The following is a 20,496-nucleotide window of genomic DNA, read 5'->3' as shown; positions in this document are numbered from 1 at the left end:
ATGAGTAAAAAGGGCCGCAATAAGCGACCCTTTTTACCGGTATGTCTTATAACTTGCTAGTGTCGCGCACAGCACCTTTATCGGCGCTTGTGGCGAGCATGGCATAAGCCTTCAGCGCGAACGAAACTTCACGTTCACGATTGACCGGTTGCCACGGTGTTGCGCTCGCTTCCATCGCTTCACGGCGCGCCTTTAGCTCATCATCACTGATGTTGAGCTTCATGCTACGGCTAGGGATGTCGATGGCGATTTCATCTCCGGTTTGCACCAATGCAATGGTACCTCCGGCTGCAGCTTCAGGGCTAACATGGCCAATAGAAAGGCCAGAGGTGCCGCCCGAGAAACGACCGTCAGTGACGAGTGCGCACTTCTTGCCAAGTCCCATAGATTTCAGGTAGCTGGTTGGGTACAACATTTCTTGCATCCCCGGACCACCTTTAGGACCTTCATAACGGATCACAACCACCTCACCAGCTTGCACTTCACCGTTTAAGATTCCAGCCACGGCATCGTCTTGAGACTCATACACACGTGCTGGGCCGGTATGTAGTAAGTTCTCTTCATCAACGCCTGCTGTTTTCACGATACTGCCGTTTTCAGCTAAGTTACCCGACAGGACCGCCAATCCACCTTCGAGTGAGAAGGCGTTCTCAATCGAACGGATGCAGCCTTCAGCACGGTCATCATCAAGCGTGTCCCAACGGCAATCTTGGCTAAATGCTTTGGTGGTACGAATGCCTGCAGGCCCCGCACGGAAGAAATCTTTCACCGCTTGATCTTCGGTGACTGTGATATCCCACTTCGCCAACGTCTCGGCCATGGTTTCGCCGAGTACATTCGGGCAATCAGCATGGAGCAGTCCGGCTCGATTCAGTTCGCCCAGAATCCCCATCACACCACCAGCACGGTGAACATCTTCCATGTGGTATTTCGGCGTTGATGGCGCAACTTTACAAAGTTGTGGCACTTTCAGGCTCATACCGTTGATGTCGTCCATGTTGAAATCAACACCGGCTTCAACTGCTGCGGCTAACAAGTGCAATACCGTATTACTCGAACCGCCCATCGCAATGTCTAACGCCATCGCGTTTTCAAAGGCTTGGCGAGATGCAATCGCGCGCGGCAATACAGACTCGTCATCTTTGAAGTAATAACGATTGGCCAAATCAACAATACGCTCACCGGCAGTGAGGAACAATTGTTCGCGGTCGGCATGCGTGGCTAACATAGAGCCATTGCCCGGTTGAGATAAGCCTAAAGCTTCGGTCAAACAGTTCATGGAGTTAGCCGTGAACATACCCGAACACGAGCCACAAGTTGGGCACGCGCTGCGCTCAACTTGCTCTGACTGCTCGTCAGAAATTGTTGGGTCTGCCGCTTGCACCATTGCATCAACTAAGTCGAGCTTAATGATTTGATCTGAAAGCTTGGTTTTACCCGCTTCCATTGGGCCACCGGATACAAAAATCACTGGAATATTGATGCGCATTGCAGCCATCAACATACCCGGAGTGATTTTGTCACAGTTTGAAATGCAGACCATGGCGTCAGCACAGTGAGCATTCACCATGTATTCCACCGAGTCGGCAATCAGATCACGAGATGGGAGCGAGTAAAGCATGCCGCCATGACCCATTGCGATGCCATCATCAACGGCGATGGTATTGAATTCTTTTGCAACACCGCCCGCTTCTTCGATTGCACCCGCAACCAGTTGACCCATGTCTTTTAAGTGAACATGACCCGGTACAAACTGAGTAAATGAATTCACAACAGCAATAATCGGTTTACCGAAATCACCTTCTTTTGTACCCGTAGCACGCCACAATGCACGTGCTCCAGCCATATTGCGGCCTTCAGTTGTCGTAGCCGAACGCAATGGTCTAGGCATACTTATCTCCAAATCTGTAATCGTATCAAGGGGCGGATTTATACGTAATCCAACCAACCCCATTTGTCTTCTGTTGTACCGTTAAACAAGCCAAAGTACATCGTTTGTACTTTCTCGGTGATTGGGCCACGTTTGCCTTCACCCACTTGAATGCCGTCAACACTGCGTACAGGAACGACTTCAGCCGCTGTGCCGCACATGAAAATTTCGTCAGCAAGGTAGAGAGCTTCGCGCGCTAATGACTCTTCACGCACTTCGTAGCCCAGCTCTTTTGCAAGGGTAATCAGCGTTGAACGCGTGATGCCTGGTAAAATACCTGCTGTGGTGGGTGGTGTGTACAAGACGTTGTTGCGGACCACAAAAATGTTTTCACCAGACCCTTCAGAGATCTGACCATGAATGTCTAACGCAATCCCTTCGGCATAGCCATGACGCCCGGCTTCGCCCGCGATTAATTGTGATGACAAGTAGTTACCACCGGCTTTTGCACCTGTAGGCATGGTGTTTGGGGCCAAACGGTTCCAGCTTGAAACACCTACATCAACGCCAGCTTCCAAGCTACCTTCACCCAAATAGCTGCCCCACTCAAAGGCTGCAATGACAACGTCTGACTTCGCATCAGGGTTGGCGCGTAAGCCTAAACCGATATCGCCAAGAAATGCTGCTGGGCGAATGTAAGCATTTTCCAATTTATTCTGGCGAATCAACTCACGCGTTGCTTCCATGATTTCATCGGCAGAGTGGGCGATGTTGATGCGATAAATTTTCGCAGAATCAAACAAACGCTTGGTGTGCTCCTGATGACGGAAGATCGCAGGGCCTTTTGGCGTGTTGTAGGCACGAACACCTTCAAACACTGAAGAGCCATAATGAATTGCGTGACTCAGTACATGAACAGTGGCATTTTCCCACGGCATGATTTCGCCGTTAAACCAGATAAATTCAGCTTTCGCAGCCATAATTACAACTTCCTAATTAAGCGCTAATGCGCAGTTGATTCGTTTCTTCATTGATCGATGCAACTTCAACAGAGGATACATCGACTAATTTTGCTAATTGTTGTTGCAGGAAATTCACTGATTTCTCACAGTTTACAGTGACGGATACAGCGATTCTTTCGTCTTCCTGACTCGATTCGACCGACATTTTACACAACCGATAGCCTCTATGGCGAATTACGCGTAATAAACGTTCAATGGTTGCAGGTCGATCGTGAGCTTCAATACTTAATGTGTGCTCATTTGAACCTATATTCATTCAGCTGTCTCCATCATCTGTTGGTTTGCAGCACCTGGGGGAACAAGCGGCCAAACATTCTCTTCAGCATCAATTCTTACATGCAATAAATAGCTTCCCTCGCTATTTACTAAATCGTTGATACCTTGTTGAATTTCATCATCTCGGGTAATGGTTCTAGAGGTGATACCAAAGGCATTTGCCAGCGCCACAAAATCCGGGTTGTCGGACAAAATAGTCTCGCTGTAGCGTCCATCAAAAAACAGTTCTTGCCACTGACGCACCATGCCGAGTCGCTCGTTATCGAGCAGCAATATTTTTACCGGAAGACCATACCGGCGGATGGTGCCAAGCTCTTGTACGTTCATCATAAACGAGCCATCGCCGGTCACATTCACCACCACGGCGTCTTTTCGAGAATATTGCGCACCAATTGCTGCAGGCAAACCGAACCCCATAGTACCGAGGCCACCGGAGCTTAAATGGTCGTTAGGTTGAGCAAACGACATGTGCTGCGCCACCCACATTTGATGCTGCCCAACATCACACGCCACCACCGAATCATGCGGTAATACTTGAGATAATTGATGGAGCAGCTTCGGGGCAAAAATGCTTTCACCGGGTTTGTCGTAACGCCAAGCATGAGTGGCTTTGTGTTCAACACAACGCTGCTGCCACGGAGCAATATCGGGCGGGGTATTGAGCTGTGCGCAAAGACGCTGTAAACCGTCGTCCAAATCTCCCAGCAAACCAACATGAGCGTGGCGTAGTTTACCTAACTCACAGGGGTCGATGTCAAAATGAACCACGCTTGCGTGAGGTGCAAACTCATCCAATTTGCCCGTAACTCGATCATCAAATCGAGCGCCCGCCACAATCAATAAATCACTTTCTTGCACCATTAAATTGGCAGCTTTGGTGCCATGCATGCCCAGCATGCCCAGGTGGTATTGCCATTCATCTTCAATTGCACCAATGCCTTTGAGCGTGGTGACACTTGGAATGCCAGAATGCTCGGCCAGTGCTCTCAGTGAGTCAACCGCACCGCCCATGCCTACACCGCCGCCGATATACAAGATCGGCTTTTTCGCCGTTTGAATCATCTCTGCCGCAGCAGCAATAGATGACGCATCAATTTTGTCGGTAGGCTCAGACAGTTCAGATAAAGGGCCGGGTAACAACGCGGCTATTTGAATATCTTTCGGTATATCCACCAGCACTGGTCCGGGGCGTCCACTGCGCGCAAGCTCGAATGCCTCTTCGAGAATCGATTGCAGCTCGCCGGCATCTTCTACCAGAAAGGAGTGCTTAGTCACGGCTAATGACAAACCTAAAATATCGACTTCTTGAAACGCATCGGTGCCCATTAGTGGGCGCGCCACTTGGCCAGTAATTGCAACAACAGGCACAGAATCAAGCATGGCGTCTGCCAAGCCTGTAATCAGATTGGTCGCTCCGGGGCCAGATGTGGCCAAACATACACCGACATCATTGCAAGCGCGTGCAAAACCTACGGCAGCCAAAGCAGCACCTTGTTCATTGCGACATAGAATATGTTCTACATCACCTCGATGGATTGCATCGTACACCGGCATGATAGCGCCACCGGGATATCCGAAGATGGTTTCCACTCCCATTCGAGAGAGCGTTTGTACCACTAAATCTGCGCCTGTCATTTTACCTATCCTTTGTTCTTGCCCCGCACGGTTAAAGTCCGAGCAAAGAAAAACCCCCGGACCTTTCGGCGCGGGGGTTTGTCATTCGGTTGCTTTTCGTAAGCTAAGACATACCCCGCGCGCTGGTAATCACCACCACGACAATGCGAATCAGCACTAGGGATACGACGTTACGAATCATTTCAGCAATTCTTCTTCTGTTTATAACGGAATTTAGTGAGAGATATTGTTGCAACGCCAACTGTAATGGCAAATTTACAACACTCAGTGCCTGTAATTCAAACACAGGCTTGCGTTTTGCGCAAACCTTTTGTGGGCTTTATTTCCGCTCTCAATGAAAGAAATCATAATATTTGTTAAAAAATATTTAATTCAACGAATGTTTAAGTCTGAGCTACGCTTCTAAGTGCAGGTTTTAAAATGGTATTCAGGAAGAAAACCACCTGCAGTCCAAATCTCTTCATGTCAGAAAGGAATCTGTAACATGGATCTTGCTGTTATTCTCAGTCGTGCCGTAGTGGGCATGCAATCACCCTTAGTTTCCGTTGAAGTGCATTTGTCTAATGGGTTACCCGCTTTTAGTATTGTTGGCTTGCCTGAAACATCGGTAAAAGAATCGAAAGAGCGCGTACGTAGCGCGTTAATCAATGCTGGATTCGACTTCCCAGCCAAGCGTATTACCGTCAATTTAGCGCCAGCCGACTTGCCCAAAGAGGGTGGACGATTCGACTTACCCATTGCCATTGGCATTCTGGTGGCATCAGGCCAATGCAAGTCGGAACAGATCGCTCAAGCGGAATTTACCGGCGAACTCGCGCTTTCTGGTGAGCTTAGGCCCGTTCAAGGCGTGATCCCCATTGTGCTTGCAGCTCAGAATGCAAAACGCCTACTCATTTTGCCCGAAGCCAATGGTGCCGAGGCCGCATTGATTGAAGCACAGAACTGTCGAACGTCTCATCATTTACTATCAGTGACGGCTTGGCTTAACGGCCAACATCAATTGGACTTTGCGAACGCTCAGGCGAGTGAGAGCGCAGCCCACAGCCATTCAGCCAATATACCCGACATGCAAGATGTGATTGGCCAGCATCAGGCCAAACGGGCACTCATGATTGCGGCAGCGGGGCAACACCACTTGTTATTCTATGGCCCGCCGGGCACCGGTAAAACGATGCTGGCAAGCCGATTACCTGGAATTTTACCCAGCATGACCGAAGCGGAAGCGTTGCAAAGCGCCTCGGTGTACTCGATTAGTCATCAGGGTTTTAATGCCGAACAGTGGCGCAGACGGCCTTTTCGAGCGCCGCACCATTCCAGCAGTGCCGTTGCTTTGGTCGGCGGTGGCAGCCATCCAAAACCAGGCGAAATTAGTTTGGCGCATCAGGGCGTTTTGTTTTTAGATGAGCTGCCCGAGTTTGATCGCAAGGTACTTGATATGCTGCGACAGCCACTTGAGTCAGGCACTGTGACAATCTCTCGTGCGGCGCGACAACTCGACTTCCCGGCACGTTTTCAACTGATCGCTGCGATGAACCCCAGCCCATGTGGAAATTGGGGCAATCCAAATGTGCCATGCCGTTCAACACCCGATGAAATCAGACGTTATTTAAATAAACTCTCTGGACCGCTGCTTGATCGTTTTGATATTTCTTTGGAAGTGCCCTCTATCCCTCCAGAGCAACTGCATCAAGGTAAAGCCGATGGTCTAAATTCAGCTCAAATACGGCAGCAAATAGAAGCTGCCAGAGCCATTCAAATACAACGCCAAGGAAGCCCTAATTCGCAACTCAGCGGGCAACAACTTCAACACGTATGCAGCTTAGACACTGAACAACTGCAATTCCTGCAAAAAGTTGTCATCCAATTCGGTTTATCAGCTCGGGCACATCAACGTATATTGAAAGTGGCGCGTACCATTGCCGATATAGAACAACACCCACGCATCACGCAAAAGCATCTCAGTGAAGCGGTAGGTTATCGCGCCATTGATCGCCTAATGCGACAACTCGCTTCTTAACCCCGAGAAAAGGACACTCAGCGCTGTCTGATGCGGGCGTTGCGCCCCAATAATCTGAGCATTTATTTGATAACGCTTGAGAAGGCTTTTTAAGCTATGAATGATGACCTCTCACTCATGTGCAGCTGATCGAAGCTGCTCCGCAAAGTCAGAAGGTTTTATCATGAAACGATTGCTCGTGATGCTCGGTCTCTCGATATCATTTTTCGCGCACTCCTACTTACCCGAAATACCCAAAGAACTATACGTTGAGCAGGGCGAAGCTGTTGCCGTCGACAGAAGCCAGAATCAAGGTCAGAAGATTGATTCCATTGAGCCGAATTACTTTATGGGCGAGTGGAAAATCAGTCAGTCGCTTTATGTTAAAACGCCCTTTGATATGTACAAATACTTCTTTTTGAACAATGAAGACACCACAATTGAATTCATCATGACCGATGATAAATCGACTGCTGCGATTCGAAAAAAGTACACAAATTATACGTCTGAGGAAGGTGACTCTTTCTACTGCCACCGGATCGACAATCATAAAAAAGTGCAAGGTCAGCTGATGGGTATCTTTGGCCCCAAGGCTTACAAAGCCATTAGCAAAACATTTGATCCAAGCATCAAAGAAAAGACACCTGAGTGGCGTGCGCGTGAAGCAGAAGTGCAACGTAAAATTAGCGCCAAAGGCAAAGGGCTTTGGAAAAAATACCCTGATCAAGTGATCTCACTGGTTAAGACCCAAAATGGCTCGAACACGTTTATTTCCTGCGGCGCTTACTTTTATGTGGGTAAACATAGCTTGGTCGATGCCGAGCATGACTTCTATTTAGGGTCTCAGAAGTCTTTGTCTATTGATGTCATCGACCACAACAAATTCATTATGTGGCATACCGTTGATGAGAAAATGGTGTATTCAGGCGAGTATGCAATTTTCGAACGACTATAAGTCCAAATCTACGTCAGCAACGAAATGGGCGGCATTAAGCCGCCCATTTCGTTTACGGTTCTAGTGTTTCCAATACTTTTTGCCAACTGACAAACTTAAAATTTTGAGGTTGATCGGGCATCAAATTTCGGCCGTCTTGCACCACCAGCAAACCTTTGGGAAATTCTGCATTCAAGGCCATACTGGTCACATCTAAGCCATCGGTTTCTGAGGCACCATCAATGCCGGTTTGCGGATCTAAACCAATTCGAAAACGTCCTCGGTAACGGTAGGGCGCAACCGCTTCAATCACCACATAACTGTCATTACCCTGACTCGACATCACTAACAAATCAGGCGTGCCCTTAGCAATGGAAATCCCCTCTACGTCTGCTTTGAGCAGATCGCCAATTTTTACCACAGATTGCCACATTGAATCGCCAGACGCTGAAGCATCAGTCTCCCAAACACCCGTGCCTTCCTCACCGACGAATAATCGCTGTTGAGCATCACTCACCACACATCCTTCGGGCTGAGAGGCCACTTGCAGAGTCCGTTTTAACACAGCATTCCAATGACCACCATACGACAGCGAGTACTGCAGTACGCGGCCATCTTTATCATTCGGGAATACTGAGAATGCGCCATCAACAACGCCCATGCAAATGCCGTAAATTTGGCTTAACGGCGTATCGAACGTAAGTAGTTGAAACACTTTACGCTGGGCATCAATACCGTACACAATCACGGAGTTGTCATCGCGGCGGCTGGCAACAGCCACACCTTGAACACCAAATACAGTTGAATCCACTGTACGCACATCAACGTTATTCAAGCGACCATCTTCAAGTCGTTGCAATGTATCGCCTTGAAGGTTGTAAACATATAAGCCTTGCTTTTTATGCGTGCCCAAAACCAATGATTGATTGCGATCTGTGGGGTGAATCCAAATGGCAGGATCATCCATCGCATCACCCGTTTGGCTCGCCGGAGCAGTATCAAATGAGGCTGTCACTTCGGTCATCACGGGTACTGCTGTAAGGCTTGCAAATTGGGTTGAAATGAGACCCGAGTAGGTCCTATTCTCAGCCTCGTCGAAGACCCTTATCTCAACTTCATTATGAGCCGAAACAGTCACGTTGAATTGCTCTGCTGCTTGAGTGGGTAGTGACCACACTCGTGTTTTGGTGACACTGTTAAAATCCGCAGATTCAGGTTTCAACTGCATCAGTTGGGAGGGCATCAAGGCAAAGATATCTCCCGTTGGCAGTACACGAATGGCTTCAATATCATGTGCGATATTGCCCCACGGCTCTGGCATCGCAACCACGGCGCGTTCTGGCATCGCTTCGGGCTCTGCGCGATAACGCCAAACCGCTACGTCTTCCTCAACAAGGTAAACATAACCGCGTTCGTCATCCGCACCGCAAGCACTACTGTTATAACCCACCGGCAATTGTCGGACTAGTTTTGCCTCTGGCAGTACCTTGCCTTGGTAGGCCAACAGCCATTGTTGACTTGCGCCTCGACCATCTTGCACAAAGCTATATAAACTTTGACTTGCCGCACTCACATACAGGCATTGCTCATCCGCGAGCAAGGTCGTCAGTTTTGTTTGTTGGCGCTCGATGGGGCCATTGGCCGACCATTCAAAAAGAGCCAAACCATGCCCGCTATTAGTGATGGTGGCAAACAGCTGAAGATCCCCCAATTGACGTGCTTCCAAGCCATGATAGTCTCCTGCCACCACGCCCGATTGTGCGCCCACTGACCATGTTATCCCTTGTTCGGTGAGCCCAACGTTGCCATGCTCAAGTATCAGTGTTTGGCGTGAGAATTCGACATTGGGTACCATTCTTAGCGGAGTGGAAAGTGAGGTGCTTTCGCACCCCATCAATAAGCAGCCAGCGGCGACCAAGGCGAGTGTCGTTAACGATCGAATCATGAATATCACTCCCTTACAGCCCAGACACCGTCACACCCAGCTGAAAACTGCGGCCATATTCTTCATGCTGTACGTTGTAACGTGATGATTTGGCATAGGTATAGTAGGCCTCATCGGTTAAGTTCAACGCATTAAAATAAACCTGTATCCCGTCTGCAACATAGGCTTTTGCAATGAAGTCGAGCTGTACATGGTCGTCTTCATAGACGTCGTAGGTTTCATCATCAATCTTATCAACCTCAAGCAGATATTTAGACTTGTAAGCCGCGGATAGCCGAAGGCTCATGTCCTGATCCTCATACCCGATAGCAAAGTTTGCAGTTTTATCAGACTGGCTTGGGAACGGAATAGAACGGGTGAGGCGCTCGCCATCATCGTAATAACTAATGTCGGCATCAGAATCGGTATATGTGCCATTGGCGCTCAACAATAAGCCACTCCAAGGCGCAGGCAACTCATCCATTTGCTTGACCCAATTGAGTTCAATCCCATACAAGTCAGCTGAATCGCCATTGGCATAGGTTTCTGCTTTGTCGAAGTCTTCATACCCTGGGCTACCGGCTAAATCAGATCCATATACAAAGTTTTCGATATCTTTGTAGAACACACCCACTGAAGCCAAACTCGATTCGCCCATATAGTACTCAAATGCGAGATCGAGGTTCATCGACTCCAACGCTTCAAGCTCAGGGTTGCCTAATTCAACTTCAATATCGCCATCGCTTTCTTCCATCACAAAACCGGGGGCCAGCTGTTCAAACGTTGGGCGCACAATCGAGTTTGTCCACGCAGCGCGTATCACCATGTCTTGGTTAAGGTTGTAGCGCATTTGCAATGATGGCAACCAGTGGTCGTAGTCATTTGAAACCTTACGCTCAGTGAAAGTTTCGTCTATGTCATTGTAACGCCAACCTTTGGCTTCAAAGTCGGTGCTTTCATACCTTAGGCCACCAATCACCGTCATATCACCTTGGGTGACCGTTGCCATGACATAACCGGCATCAACGTCTTCTGCGACATCAAAGTCGTTAATACGCGACTCAACGTCGTCCTCATACCCATGACGTCCAACAGATTGAGCCAAGCCACGAATACTGTTTGCAGAGATAGTGCGGCCAAAGTCGCCCAATGAATAGTCAGATTGGCTGCCTAAGTTTGCAGACATAAGAAGTTGTTCGTCTGCAATGCCTGCTTCGTCCAAGTCTTCGAGCACCCAAATATCTTCGCGATTATCCTTGTCTCGGCGACTCATCTTAACGCCAAATTTAACTTCAACTTGTGCATCGTCCCAGTCCAATTCACGCGCCACATTGAAGCGAACATTGTGCTCGGTGTCTTCGGTAAACGAGTCTGACACCTCAATTTCATCCAACTCATAGGCATCGTAATCATAGTAATCTTGCTGCGCTTGAATGCGCGGCTTGCTCGATCCCTGAACCGATAGATCAACACCTTCGGCATGTTCAAATTTAGACACCATGTAGTCTGGGTTGTCTTCTTCAGACTGACTCCAGCCAATTTGATAGTCCAATTTCCAAGCATCGAGCACATGTTCTGCTCCGAGTACGATTGAAGAAATGGTTTGCGTTTCTTCACGATCTTTGAGCTCCCGCGTAACTTCTGTAGAGGCAACAGAGCCATCCGTTGTGGTACCGTCTTCCCATTCGGTCACGATCGCATTACGCTGCTCTTCGTCTGAAAATTCACTATAAAGAGTGCGCAAATAAACCGTTGTTGAATCACTCGGACGCCAATCAAAATTAGCCGCTAAGCCTAAACGCTCTCGGGTAATTTGATAGTCGCGCTGTTCTAGCTCTTCTAAAATGGCGGGGTCTTCATCAAAGTCCCAGCCGCCACCGGTTTCTACGTTATCTGAACCAAATTTACGTTCCAACCAACTCGCAGCCATCGCAATGCCGACTGTGTCATCCGCAAATGTATTGGAATATGCGCCGGTGATTTTGGGGCTGTATTCTTCTTCTAAATCGTTGTATCCACCTTCGGCATTGAATTTATAAAACATGCCATCACGATCAAATGCCGACGTACTTTTGATATCAACCGCACCTCCCAGTGAATCAGCATCCATGTCGGGTGTTAGCGATTTAGTCACGGTGAGGGTTTGAATGAGATCCGATGGCACCACATCCAAAGCCACAGCCCTGCGGCCCGCTTCAGGAGAAGGCACTCGCGTGCCGTTAATAGTCACGGCGTTGTAGTCAGGCGCTAAACCTCGCACACGAACAAAACGTCCTTCACCTTGGTCACGTTCAATGGACAAACCCACCATGCGTTGCAGTGACTCACTGGCATTGGCATCAGGGAAGTTACCGATGGCATCGGCAGTTGCAACCGTAATCAAATTGTTGGCGTCGCGCTGATCTTGCAACGACTTGCTGGTGGATGCGGCTTGCCCGATCACCAAAATGTGTTCGATCTGTTCATTGTCATCCTGAACGGCTGGCACTTCGGCCATCGTATTTGCGCTAAAAATTGCCATACAAGCCAACGCCAATGGTTTCATTGGCAAGCCCGAGAGGATGAAAGGAAGGTTGTTCATCGTGTGCCCCAAAAAAGATTAGTTAAGTTTCTGATAATCATTAGGAAGCACCGTAATTGTGATGTGTGACGAAATTGTTTCATAGCTTCATGACAATTCAGCGACGGCACTCTGCCAGTTCACTTTGGGAACAAAACAGGCTCAATTAAAAAGAACCCCAAGGTTAGTAAGCGCTTACATTTTTAAAGACGTTTTACGGTGACCTTTTCTGACGGGGTCAATACGGCTCACGCTCATATGTGACTCTTCAAAAATCTGTCATCTGCGGTCGTTACGATTCGCCGATGCTTATATTTCAATTAACTCAGCACTTGCGTTTTATCATGTTGCACCACCTCCACTATTTAGTGGGTGGGTGTGTGGGCGCACTGGTTCTATTTATGGCGGCGCTTTCAAACGGCACAGTCAAACCTGAGATTCAGTGGCTCGATGCTGTAGGCGAAGGCGTGGCCTGCCTATTCGCTCTGATCTGGTTATTATTTTTACTCTGCTCTCGGCCTTCGGGTCGTATTACCCATTTAATGTTCACTGGCTGCTTACTTTATTGGTATTCCACCGTATTGGATTTTGCCGATGAATTTGTGCGTTATCCTGAGCATCACCGCTTGTTTCAAAATATAGAATCGTTGTCGATTCCACTGGCCATGCTGATGATTACGGTCGGGCTGTTTGAATGGCTGCGTGAGCAGCGACAAATTAATCGTCAGCTTCGGCAACGCGAAATGTTTCATCGAGAGTATCGCCTGCTCGACCCTCTGACACAGGTGTACACCGAGCCCTATTTAATTCAGCAATTACAGCGAGTGTGTGGCGCTGCAATGACGCATCAACCGCACCCCATCTTATTTGTACTCGACATAAGAGGCTTTGCTCAGTTCAACATGAAGCACGGCATGCTCGCAGGCGATCAGCTCTTAAAGTCATTTGCCGAATTGTTGCTAAGCCATTCGAATGTTGATGATTTGGTGTGTCGCTGTCGGGGGAATCGGTTCGCCCTGTTGGTTCACCAAATGCCGCATGCTCATGCCAGTCGACACATGGAGCAAGCTCTGAAAAAGATCTGCCACTCCATTTCAACCGAATTAGAGGTGTGTTGGGTACAGCAACCCATTTCTAATTGCACCAGTGCCGAAGCCTTGGTCCGCCAAAGTCATGCCAATTTGGATGCGCGCAAACATAATTCACAACTCGAGTCGATTCGCGCATGAGCCAGCCATACGTCAGCCGCAACGATAAAGTCATGCGACCGATCATTGCTGAATTGTTGTATTCATTGTTACAGCAACGCTCCTCCAATCCTGAAGCATACCTTGCAGGAACTCGGCTGTTCGCCAACCAATTTAGTCAACACGACCAGTTCATATCGCAAAGCCAACTCGATAAATTTATTGAACAAGCGCTTCATTGTGGCGATGCCGACTTACCTTTTTTACTTGGCCAGCATCTCATTTTAAGTGACGATACATTGGCGAAGCTGTTGCGTTATTGCCCAACAATAAAACAAGCAACGCAGCACATATCAACCTTTTATTCGCGCTGGAACCTGCCCATTCAATTGCGGGTGTTGAGAACTCATTCTCACGTTCACCTCGACATAATTAGCGAGTCTGCGCAGGCCAATTTAGCCAATTTCTATTTGAAGTTTGCCACCAGTGCAGTGAGTTTTTGGTTGCGTAATTATTGCGCTGAAGTGCAATGGCAACTGTCGTATCACCACGCTATAGCGTCGGTCCACAGTTACATCGGTTCCAACGCCACATTCGATCGGCAATTTTGTCGAGCCAGCATCAATATGCACAGTGTTAGCCAGCCCCATGAAATGGCCCCCAATACTGAATATCGGGCGATACAACAACAATGTAAACGCGAGCGTGTAGCGACTCACCATGTGCCTCATTTGATTCGAGTAACGCGCAGTTTTTGCGAGCGGCACCCTAACTGCCAGTTACATGACTTGGCTGATTATTTAGGTGTCAGCAATAGCACACTCAAACGCAGACTGAAGCACGAAAGCACCACATTTCAGAGCATTCAAGACGACACTTATCGATATTTAGCCATTTGCATGGTTCACGATTTAGGTTGGAGCAATCAGCAAGTGGCCAATCACTTTGAAATTAGTGATGTGAACAATTTTAGACGCGCATTCAAACGATGGACCGGCGTGACGCCAAGCCAACTCAAAGAAGCCTAAACAGTTAGTTAATTTCACACTTTATTCGTAAATATCACCAACATCATTTTCACAAAAACCCCCAAATAGAATATAACTAATTGATTAAAATCATAAAATAATATTTGGCACAGCCATTGCTCAATTCAGTGCAAGCAAGTGAAAGACTTCACCAAGGAGAAAAAAATGAAGCGCACTGTAATAGTTTTAGCGGGCAGCCTGATCATGTTAAGCACTTTGGCCGGTTGCGTTGTCTCGGTAAACGATGGCGATTGGGATTCTGAATTCGCCAATAGTCACGGCTGGCAACAACATCAAAAAGACAATCGCGCTGCGATTGCTAACCTCACAACATCCACCAGTTATGAGTCTATATTGGCAAATTTGGGAACACCCGACTTTACCGAAAATCTAAAGCAAGATGATGCTGAGTACCAAATTTTGTTTTACCAAACCAACACTAAGCACGGTGACGGAAAAATCACCAAAGACGAATGCACACCATTAGTGTTTAAAAACAGAGAACTCATTGGTTGGGGCGATACAGCCTTGGAACGTTTACAATAAAGCAGACATCAAAAAGGCCTGAATATCAGGCCTTTTTTACACGTAACGAAAGTACGTTAAACTAGCGCATCAACCCCGCGTAATACACTTTTTCGGCATTGCCTTGCTGCCCTGAAACAGCATACCAGTAATCAGCTTTAGCTTGATCTTGCGTGCACCCCAAGCCATTTTCATACATGTAGCCCAAGTCTATTTGCGCCATCACATCGCCTTGTTCAGCTGCAGACTGATACCAATTGAATGCCAGCTTTAGATCCTGCGGTACGCCTTTGCCATGCTCATAGCTCCAGCCTAAGTTTTGCTGAGCAATCACGTGTCCTTGCTGAGCTGCGTCCCGAAACAGTGATGCGGAACGGTGATAGTCTGCATCCACCCCCAATCCATCGGCATACAAAGAACCCAAGTTGTTTTGCGCATCAGCGTGGCCTTGTACCACTGCCTTACCATACCAATAGGCCGCTTGTTCAAAGTTTTGCTCAACGCCTAAGCCGTCGGCATACAAGGAACCTAAGTTGTTCTGGGCGGTTGCATCCCCAGCTAGAGCCGACTTCAAATAAAGCTCTGCGGCTTTGGTCTGATTGGATTCACCATTCACACCGTTTTGAAATATCCAACCGAGATCGTTCATTGCTGAAGGGTGTTGTTGTGCTGCTGCACGTTGATAATATTGCATGGCTAAATCCATATCTTGAGCGACACCGCGACCATTGGCATACATGACCCCCATGTGATATTGCCCATCGGCGTGATTCTGGTCGGCGGCTAATTGATACCAATTTGCGGCTTTGACGTAGTCAATTTCTACACCCAAACCTTGCGCATAATTGTGCCCCATCTGAATTTGTCGCAATGCATTGCTATCTGATTTCTGCAAGGGCGCAGACGATGACCCAAAATTGGAGATCACTAATGCTTGAGATCCAAAAGACAACAAAGACGCTAACACTAAAACATAATGAACACGCATATTCGTACCTACTATCGGTGACGAGCTGGCAAGATCGGAGAGGTGTATGGCGAATTAAGATGTCCACTTCTACCGAAGCTAGTCAGTTCCTTAACTAACTTGTGAGCAAATATGATTGCTCCCCATTGTGGTGCGAACAACAGCGCACAATTAGAGGTTAGAGATCTGAAGGCAAGAAGTGTATTACGACAAATTACAAGTCAGGCGAAACCTGCATCTTCGCTCAGGCCAATTAGTAATTTGCCAACATGAGTTCAGACAAGTGGCTACGTTCGGTAGAGCTTAGCTCGGTCAGCTGTACACCATGAACAATTTGTCCAGATGCATCCACTGAAGAGTTTCGGACTGCCCCCGGTAACGTCAAATGAGAATACTCATCTTTGAAGCGAATACGAATGTTGCTGCTTTCCGGTATGGGACGGTCAACCTTGGTTTCAATGCGGCAACCTTTGGTCGATAAGTCGATAATGGTACCCAATGACAATTTTTCTTTATGGTCGCCCCATTCAATATAACAACCAAACTGCACATGAATACGCTTTTGCTCGCGCATATTGGCCGATTCGATACGCTCAGGAAACTGCACAGTAAGCCAACGACGCGGCACTTTACATGCCATGCCTAACTGAGTTCTAAATGCCAGCAACTGGCATTGTCCTGACTCATTCACCATTCGAATCACTACAGGCTGCCCCGGTTCTAGCCGATGGTTCGCATCTTTCCAGCTTTGATCCGTGCCCAAGCGCAGCAATAACACATGAGGGTTGTCGATACCAATGAGTCGAGATTTCAGGCGGTATACATGGCTACCCGCAAGAACCTGAACATCCACAGGGCAATTGATTGGACATGCGAGTAGCGCTTTAGAAATTTGCTCGTGTTCTTCGTGGCGAGAGGTTTGAATCATTTGTGCACATCCGATGTGTCTTCTACAACCACTGACATTAACAAATATTTTACGTGGTTGACAAACAATACCGCCAGAGGCTGACATGGGTTTAAATTCACTGACCGAAATTTTAATTGACTGCAGTTAAATATTTAACCAACTTTATTTTACAAGTTTTTGTTTTAGTTATAACTTCAACAACGGGGTCCTTTGAATACCAAGGAGTGTACGTATGAGTTTAGAAAGTTTGATGAATACACGAGTCGTGTCGGTCACCATGGACGACACACTTGAGCACGTGAAAGAAATTTTTGAGAATGTCCGTTTTCATCATGTGCTCGTCATCGAAGATGACACACTGTGCGGCATTGTGTCTGATCGAGACTTATTTAAAGCACTCAGCCCGCACATTGGACTGGTCTCAGAAACGCCTCACGACAGAGCAACGCTGAGTAAAAAGGTTCATCAAATCATGACTCGACACGTCATCACCTTGACGCCCAATGATTCTGTTCATGATGCCATCTCACTGTTTAACCGGCATATGATTTCATGTATTCCCGTGGTCAATGCCCAACGCATCCCCGTAGGGGTCGTCAGTTGGCGCGATATTTTTAAAGCGCTAGAAAAACGCCAGCAGCAAACCACTAAAAGCTAGTGGCTATCGCAATAGAAAAAGGGCGCATCAGCGCCCTTTTTTGTACTCGCTTGCATTCACTCTACTCCGCCGCAAATGCTTTGAGTAAATACGGTGGTAAAGCCATTGCCCCTTGATGGGTTTGCTCGCTGTAGTACAAGCTGTCGAAAGGGCGATTTTGAGCATCCTGCCATCGAGGCTCGGCAAACTCAGTGCCTTTTACCGCATGCGTACAGCTCCACCAGCCACTCGGATAAATCGGCTGTGGAAATTGCAGCGTTTGTAATGCACCAAACCCTGCATCACTCATTGCCTGACGCATTTGACACAACAAATCCACATGAAGCAATGGGCTTTCGCTTTGTTGTACCAATACCCCTCCGGGTTTTAATGCGGCAAGACAAGATTGGTAAAAAGCGCGATTGAATAAGCCTTCCCCTGGACCGATGGGATCAGTGCTGTCGACGATAATAATATCCAAACTTTCTGGCGCGACGTCTTTCATCCATTGAATGCCATCATCAAATAACAAGGTGGCACGCGGGTCATCATTGCTTTCACACAACTCAGGAAAGTATTGACGCGCCATAATGGTCACTTGCTCGTCAATATCGATTTGCGTGACCGACTTGATATCAGGGTGGCGCAACACTTCGCGCAGAGTACCACAATCGCCGCCGCCAATAATGGCAACATGCTGAGGGTTTGCATGCCCAAACAAGGCCGGGTGCGTCATCATCTCATGATACAAAAAGTTGTCACGAGTCGACACCATAGTGCAACCATCAATAATCATGAAGTTGCCCCAATCGGTGGTTTCAAATACTTGTACCAACTGGAAGGGAGATTGCACTTCGGCCAACAATTTTACGGTTTGCAAAGAAAATGCAGAGCCTGCATCTTGATGTATTTCAGTCAACCAATTTGGGGTAGGTAATCCCGCCATAATGGTAATTCCTTAAAGTCTGAGGACCACTGTTGAACGATTGGCATTTTGACCTGTAAGCGCAATGCAGCCAAGCCAATTTTTTGCTGCGCCTCGTCTTAGCAAAGCATACAATAATAGAATATTGATACTGCCAACCTATCATCATATATATGTCTGCTGAATTCGTCACGAACGCCAAAGCCAGTTACAACATTGCCCAGTGGAGCGATGGCTATTTTGATATTAATGAACAGGGTGAGCTCATTGCGCAGCCTCATGCAGGTGAAGATTCTCACTCGTTGCGCCTAACTGATGTCGTCAAAAAATTGCATTCGCTCGGCCTTAGTTTGCCGGTATTGGTTCGATTTGACGATATTCTAGAGCATCGTGTTCAATCTCTTCACCAAGCCTTTGCAAACGCAGCCAATACGCTTGAATATCAAGGTCAATACACACCGGTGTATCCCATTAAAGTCAATCAGCAATGCAAAGTGATTGATACTTTAATTGCCAGCGAAGGCGTGAACCCGGGACTAGAAGCAGGCAGTAAGTCAGAGTTATTGGCTATTTTGGGGTTGGCACAAACATCCACCACGATCGTCTGTAACGGGTATAAAGATAACGAATTTTTACGGTTGGCTATGCTGGGACAAAAGCTAGGACACCGTGTATATGTGGTGGTTGAAAAGCTATCGGAGCTGGGTAAGCTGCTCGACGCGGCCAAAGCACTCAGGGTCACTCCAAATATAGGTTTACGGGTGCGACTCAATACCACTGCTTCTGGAAAATGGCAGAATACAGGCGGTGAAAAAGGCAAATTTGGCCTCAATGCTTATCAGTTATTGCAAGCCATCACCCAGTTAAAACAGCACGATGCGCTCGACCGCTTAACGCTATTGCATTGCCACATTGGTTCTCAAGTCGCGAACATTCGAGACATCCAGCGTTCCATGAAAGAAGTGGCTCGATACTATGCAGACTTGACCTTACAAGGGGCGAAATTGGAGGTCGTTGATGTGGGCGGCGGCTTAGGCGTGGACTATGAAGGTAGCCAATCTCGTAGTAGCTGCTCGATGAACTATTCGAGCCAAGAATACGCACATTGGATCATGCAGGCTCTGATCAATGTATGTGAACAATATCAACTCCCGCATCCTCATATTATTTCGGAATCAGGTCGAGCCATGACGGCGCACCACGCCGTACTCATTACCAACGTCATTGACGAAGACTCTCCTATCTCGTCCGCAACACCAGAAATTCCGGCCCCGCTGCCCGCTGCGCTCGAACAGTGGCAAAAGCTACAGCATAACCTCGACAATCAGCGCATCTTAGAGGTCTTTCACGATGCTCAGTATGGGTACGATGAAGCCCATACAGCATTTGTACAAGGCATGCTGAATGTCACGGAGTGGGCGCTTGCCGAACAATTATACTTAAATCTGTGCAGTGACATTCGCTCACGGCTGAATCCTGCGATTCGAAGCCACCAAAACTTGCTCGATGAACTGAACGACAAACTCGCTCGCAAGGTCTTTTGCAATTTCTCGCTGTTTCAGAGTACACCCGATGTATGGGGCATTAATCAACGCTTTCCAATTGTGCCCCTGACCGGTTTGCAACGGCCTTTAACTGAGCGTGTGGTGCTGCAAGATATCACTTGCGATTCCGACGGAGTAATCCGCGAATACATCGACCAAAACGGCATAGAGGGCTCATTGTCTATCCCGTCGTATTGCCAAGGTGAACCCATTTATTTTGGTATTTTTATGGTGGGCGCTTACCAAGAGATATTGGGCGATATGCACAATTTATTTGGCGATACCCATTCGGTACATGTCAAACTCACCGCCACAGGCTATGAGATTGATGACGTAGAAACCGGCAATACCACCGAAGATGTGCTGCGTTACGTGAATATCGACCCACAACGTTTACGTCAAACTTTCGCGACTCAAATTGCACAATTGCAGTGTTCTCCCGACGAGCAACAATCAATTCAACAAGAATTGGACAGCAGTCTCAAAGGTTATACCTACTTTGAAGACTGACAGTGAACGCGCCTTGATATACACTTCTGCACGAATCATGTGAGGG

At 47.7% G+C, this 20,496-nt stretch carries 16 protein-coding genes; 7 read left to right on the top strand and 9 right to left on the bottom strand.

Annotation, left to right across the window (positions count from 1 at the left end):
- Positions 1-46 precede the first annotated feature (46 nt).
- The 4 genes from ilvD to ilvG are packed head-to-tail and all read right to left on the bottom strand — an operon-like array spanning position 47 to position 4,803.
- Positions 47-1,891, bottom strand: a complete 1,845-nt coding sequence (gene ilvD / locus NAF29_RS00785) for a dihydroxy-acid dehydratase (protein WP_251259529.1) — start codon at positions 1,889-1,891, stop codon at positions 47-49.
- A gap of 38 nt (positions 1,892-1,929) precedes the next feature.
- The gene (locus NAF29_RS00780) at positions 1,930-2,850 is read right to left on the bottom strand and encodes a branched-chain amino acid transaminase (protein WP_251259528.1); all 921 of its coding nucleotides are present in this window, start codon (positions 2,848-2,850) and stop codon (positions 1,930-1,932) included.
- A 16-nt stretch (positions 2,851-2,866) separates the two neighbouring features.
- Positions 2,867-3,148 carry an acetolactate synthase 2 small subunit gene (ilvM, locus tag NAF29_RS00775; RefSeq protein ID WP_251259526.1) on the bottom strand — a complete coding sequence of 94 codons (282 nt, stop codon included), beginning with the start codon at positions 3,146-3,148 and terminating at the stop codon, positions 2,867-2,869.
- Positions 3,145-4,803: an acetolactate synthase 2 catalytic subunit gene (gene ilvG / locus NAF29_RS00770; protein WP_251259525.1), complete on the bottom strand. Its 1,659-nt coding sequence runs from the start codon at positions 4,801-4,803 to the stop codon at positions 3,145-3,147. The genes ilvM and ilvG overlap by 4 nt, the downstream gene beginning before the upstream one ends.
- A gap of 484 nt (positions 4,804-5,287) precedes the next feature.
- On the opposite strand from ilvG, the gene NAF29_RS00765 reads away from it, so the two are divergent.
- The gene (locus NAF29_RS00765) at positions 5,288-6,820 is read left to right on the top strand and encodes a YifB family Mg chelatase-like AAA ATPase (RefSeq protein ID WP_251259524.1); all 1,533 of its coding nucleotides are present in this window, start codon (positions 5,288-5,290) and stop codon (positions 6,818-6,820) included.
- Between the two features lie 163 nt (positions 6,821-6,983).
- The gene (locus NAF29_RS00760) at positions 6,984-7,754 is read left to right on the top strand and encodes a hypothetical protein (protein ID WP_251259523.1); all 771 of its coding nucleotides are present in this window, start codon (positions 6,984-6,986) and stop codon (positions 7,752-7,754) included.
- 52 nt (positions 7,755-7,806) lie between these two features.
- On the opposite strand, the gene NAF29_RS00755 is transcribed toward NAF29_RS00760, so the two are convergent.
- Positions 7,807-9,678 (bottom strand): phytase, encoded by a 1,872-nt coding sequence (locus NAF29_RS00755; protein WP_251259521.1) that lies wholly within the window; start codon positions 9,676-9,678, stop codon positions 7,807-7,809.
- 13 nt (positions 9,679-9,691) lie between these two features.
- Positions 9,692-12,238, bottom strand: a complete 2,547-nt coding sequence (locus NAF29_RS00750; RefSeq protein ID WP_251259520.1) for a TonB-dependent receptor — start codon at positions 12,236-12,238, stop codon at positions 9,692-9,694.
- A gap of 284 nt (positions 12,239-12,522) precedes the next feature.
- Here NAF29_RS00750 and NAF29_RS00745 point away from each other — a divergent pair, with 284 nt between their 5' ends.
- From NAF29_RS00745 to NAF29_RS00735, 3 genes are all read left to right on the top strand, one after another.
- Entirely contained in the window at positions 12,523-13,446 is a 924-nt protein-coding gene (locus NAF29_RS00745) for a GGDEF domain-containing protein (protein WP_251259519.1), read from the top strand.
- Positions 13,443-14,432 (top strand): helix-turn-helix transcriptional regulator, encoded by a 990-nt coding sequence (locus tag NAF29_RS00740; protein ID WP_251259518.1) that lies wholly within the window; start codon positions 13,443-13,445, stop codon positions 14,430-14,432. The genes NAF29_RS00745 and NAF29_RS00740 overlap by 4 nt, the downstream gene beginning before the upstream one ends.
- 165 nt (positions 14,433-14,597) lie before the next feature.
- Complete coding sequence (locus tag NAF29_RS00735) at positions 14,598-14,978, top strand: DUF3192 domain-containing protein (RefSeq protein WP_251259517.1); 381 nt, start codon at positions 14,598-14,600, stop codon at positions 14,976-14,978.
- Between the two features lie 61 nt (positions 14,979-15,039).
- Here NAF29_RS00735 and NAF29_RS00730 read toward each other — a convergent pair whose 3' ends face one another.
- Together NAF29_RS00730 and NAF29_RS00725 are read right to left on the bottom strand one after the other, a co-directional pair.
- A complete protein-coding gene (locus tag NAF29_RS00730; RefSeq protein WP_251259516.1) occupies positions 15,040-15,945 on the bottom strand; it encodes a tetratricopeptide repeat protein in 906 nt (301 codons plus the stop codon).
- Positions 15,946-16,177: 232 nt separating this feature from the next.
- On the bottom strand, positions 16,178-16,852 hold the full coding sequence (locus NAF29_RS00725; RefSeq protein WP_251259515.1) for a flagellar brake protein: 675 nt from the start codon (positions 16,850-16,852) through the stop codon (positions 16,178-16,180).
- A 214-nt stretch (positions 16,853-17,066) separates the two neighbouring features.
- Here NAF29_RS00725 and NAF29_RS00720 point away from each other — a divergent pair, with 214 nt between their 5' ends.
- Complete coding sequence (locus tag NAF29_RS00720) at positions 17,067-17,492, top strand: CBS domain-containing protein (protein WP_251259514.1); 426 nt, start codon at positions 17,067-17,069, stop codon at positions 17,490-17,492.
- A gap of 61 nt (positions 17,493-17,553) precedes the next feature.
- On the opposite strand, the gene speE is transcribed toward NAF29_RS00720, so the two are convergent.
- On the bottom strand, positions 17,554-18,417 hold the full coding sequence (speE, locus tag NAF29_RS00715) for a polyamine aminopropyltransferase (protein ID WP_251259513.1): 864 nt from the start codon (positions 18,415-18,417) through the stop codon (positions 17,554-17,556).
- A gap of 152 nt (positions 18,418-18,569) precedes the next feature.
- On the opposite strand from speE, the gene speA reads away from it, so the two are divergent.
- Positions 18,570-20,450: a biosynthetic arginine decarboxylase gene (speA, locus tag NAF29_RS00710; protein WP_251259512.1), complete on the top strand. Its 1,881-nt coding sequence runs from the start codon at positions 18,570-18,572 to the stop codon at positions 20,448-20,450.
- The last annotated feature ends 46 nt before the right edge of the window (positions 20,451-20,496 follow it).

Origin of the sequence: Echinimonas agarilytica (assembly GCF_023703465.1) — a bacterium.
In the GTDB taxonomy this organism is placed as follows: Bacteria; Pseudomonadota; Gammaproteobacteria; order Enterobacterales; family Neiellaceae; genus Echinimonas; species Echinimonas agarilytica.
Note: the sequence above shows the minus strand (reverse complement) of the source record. Positions and strands in the feature narration are given on the sequence as shown.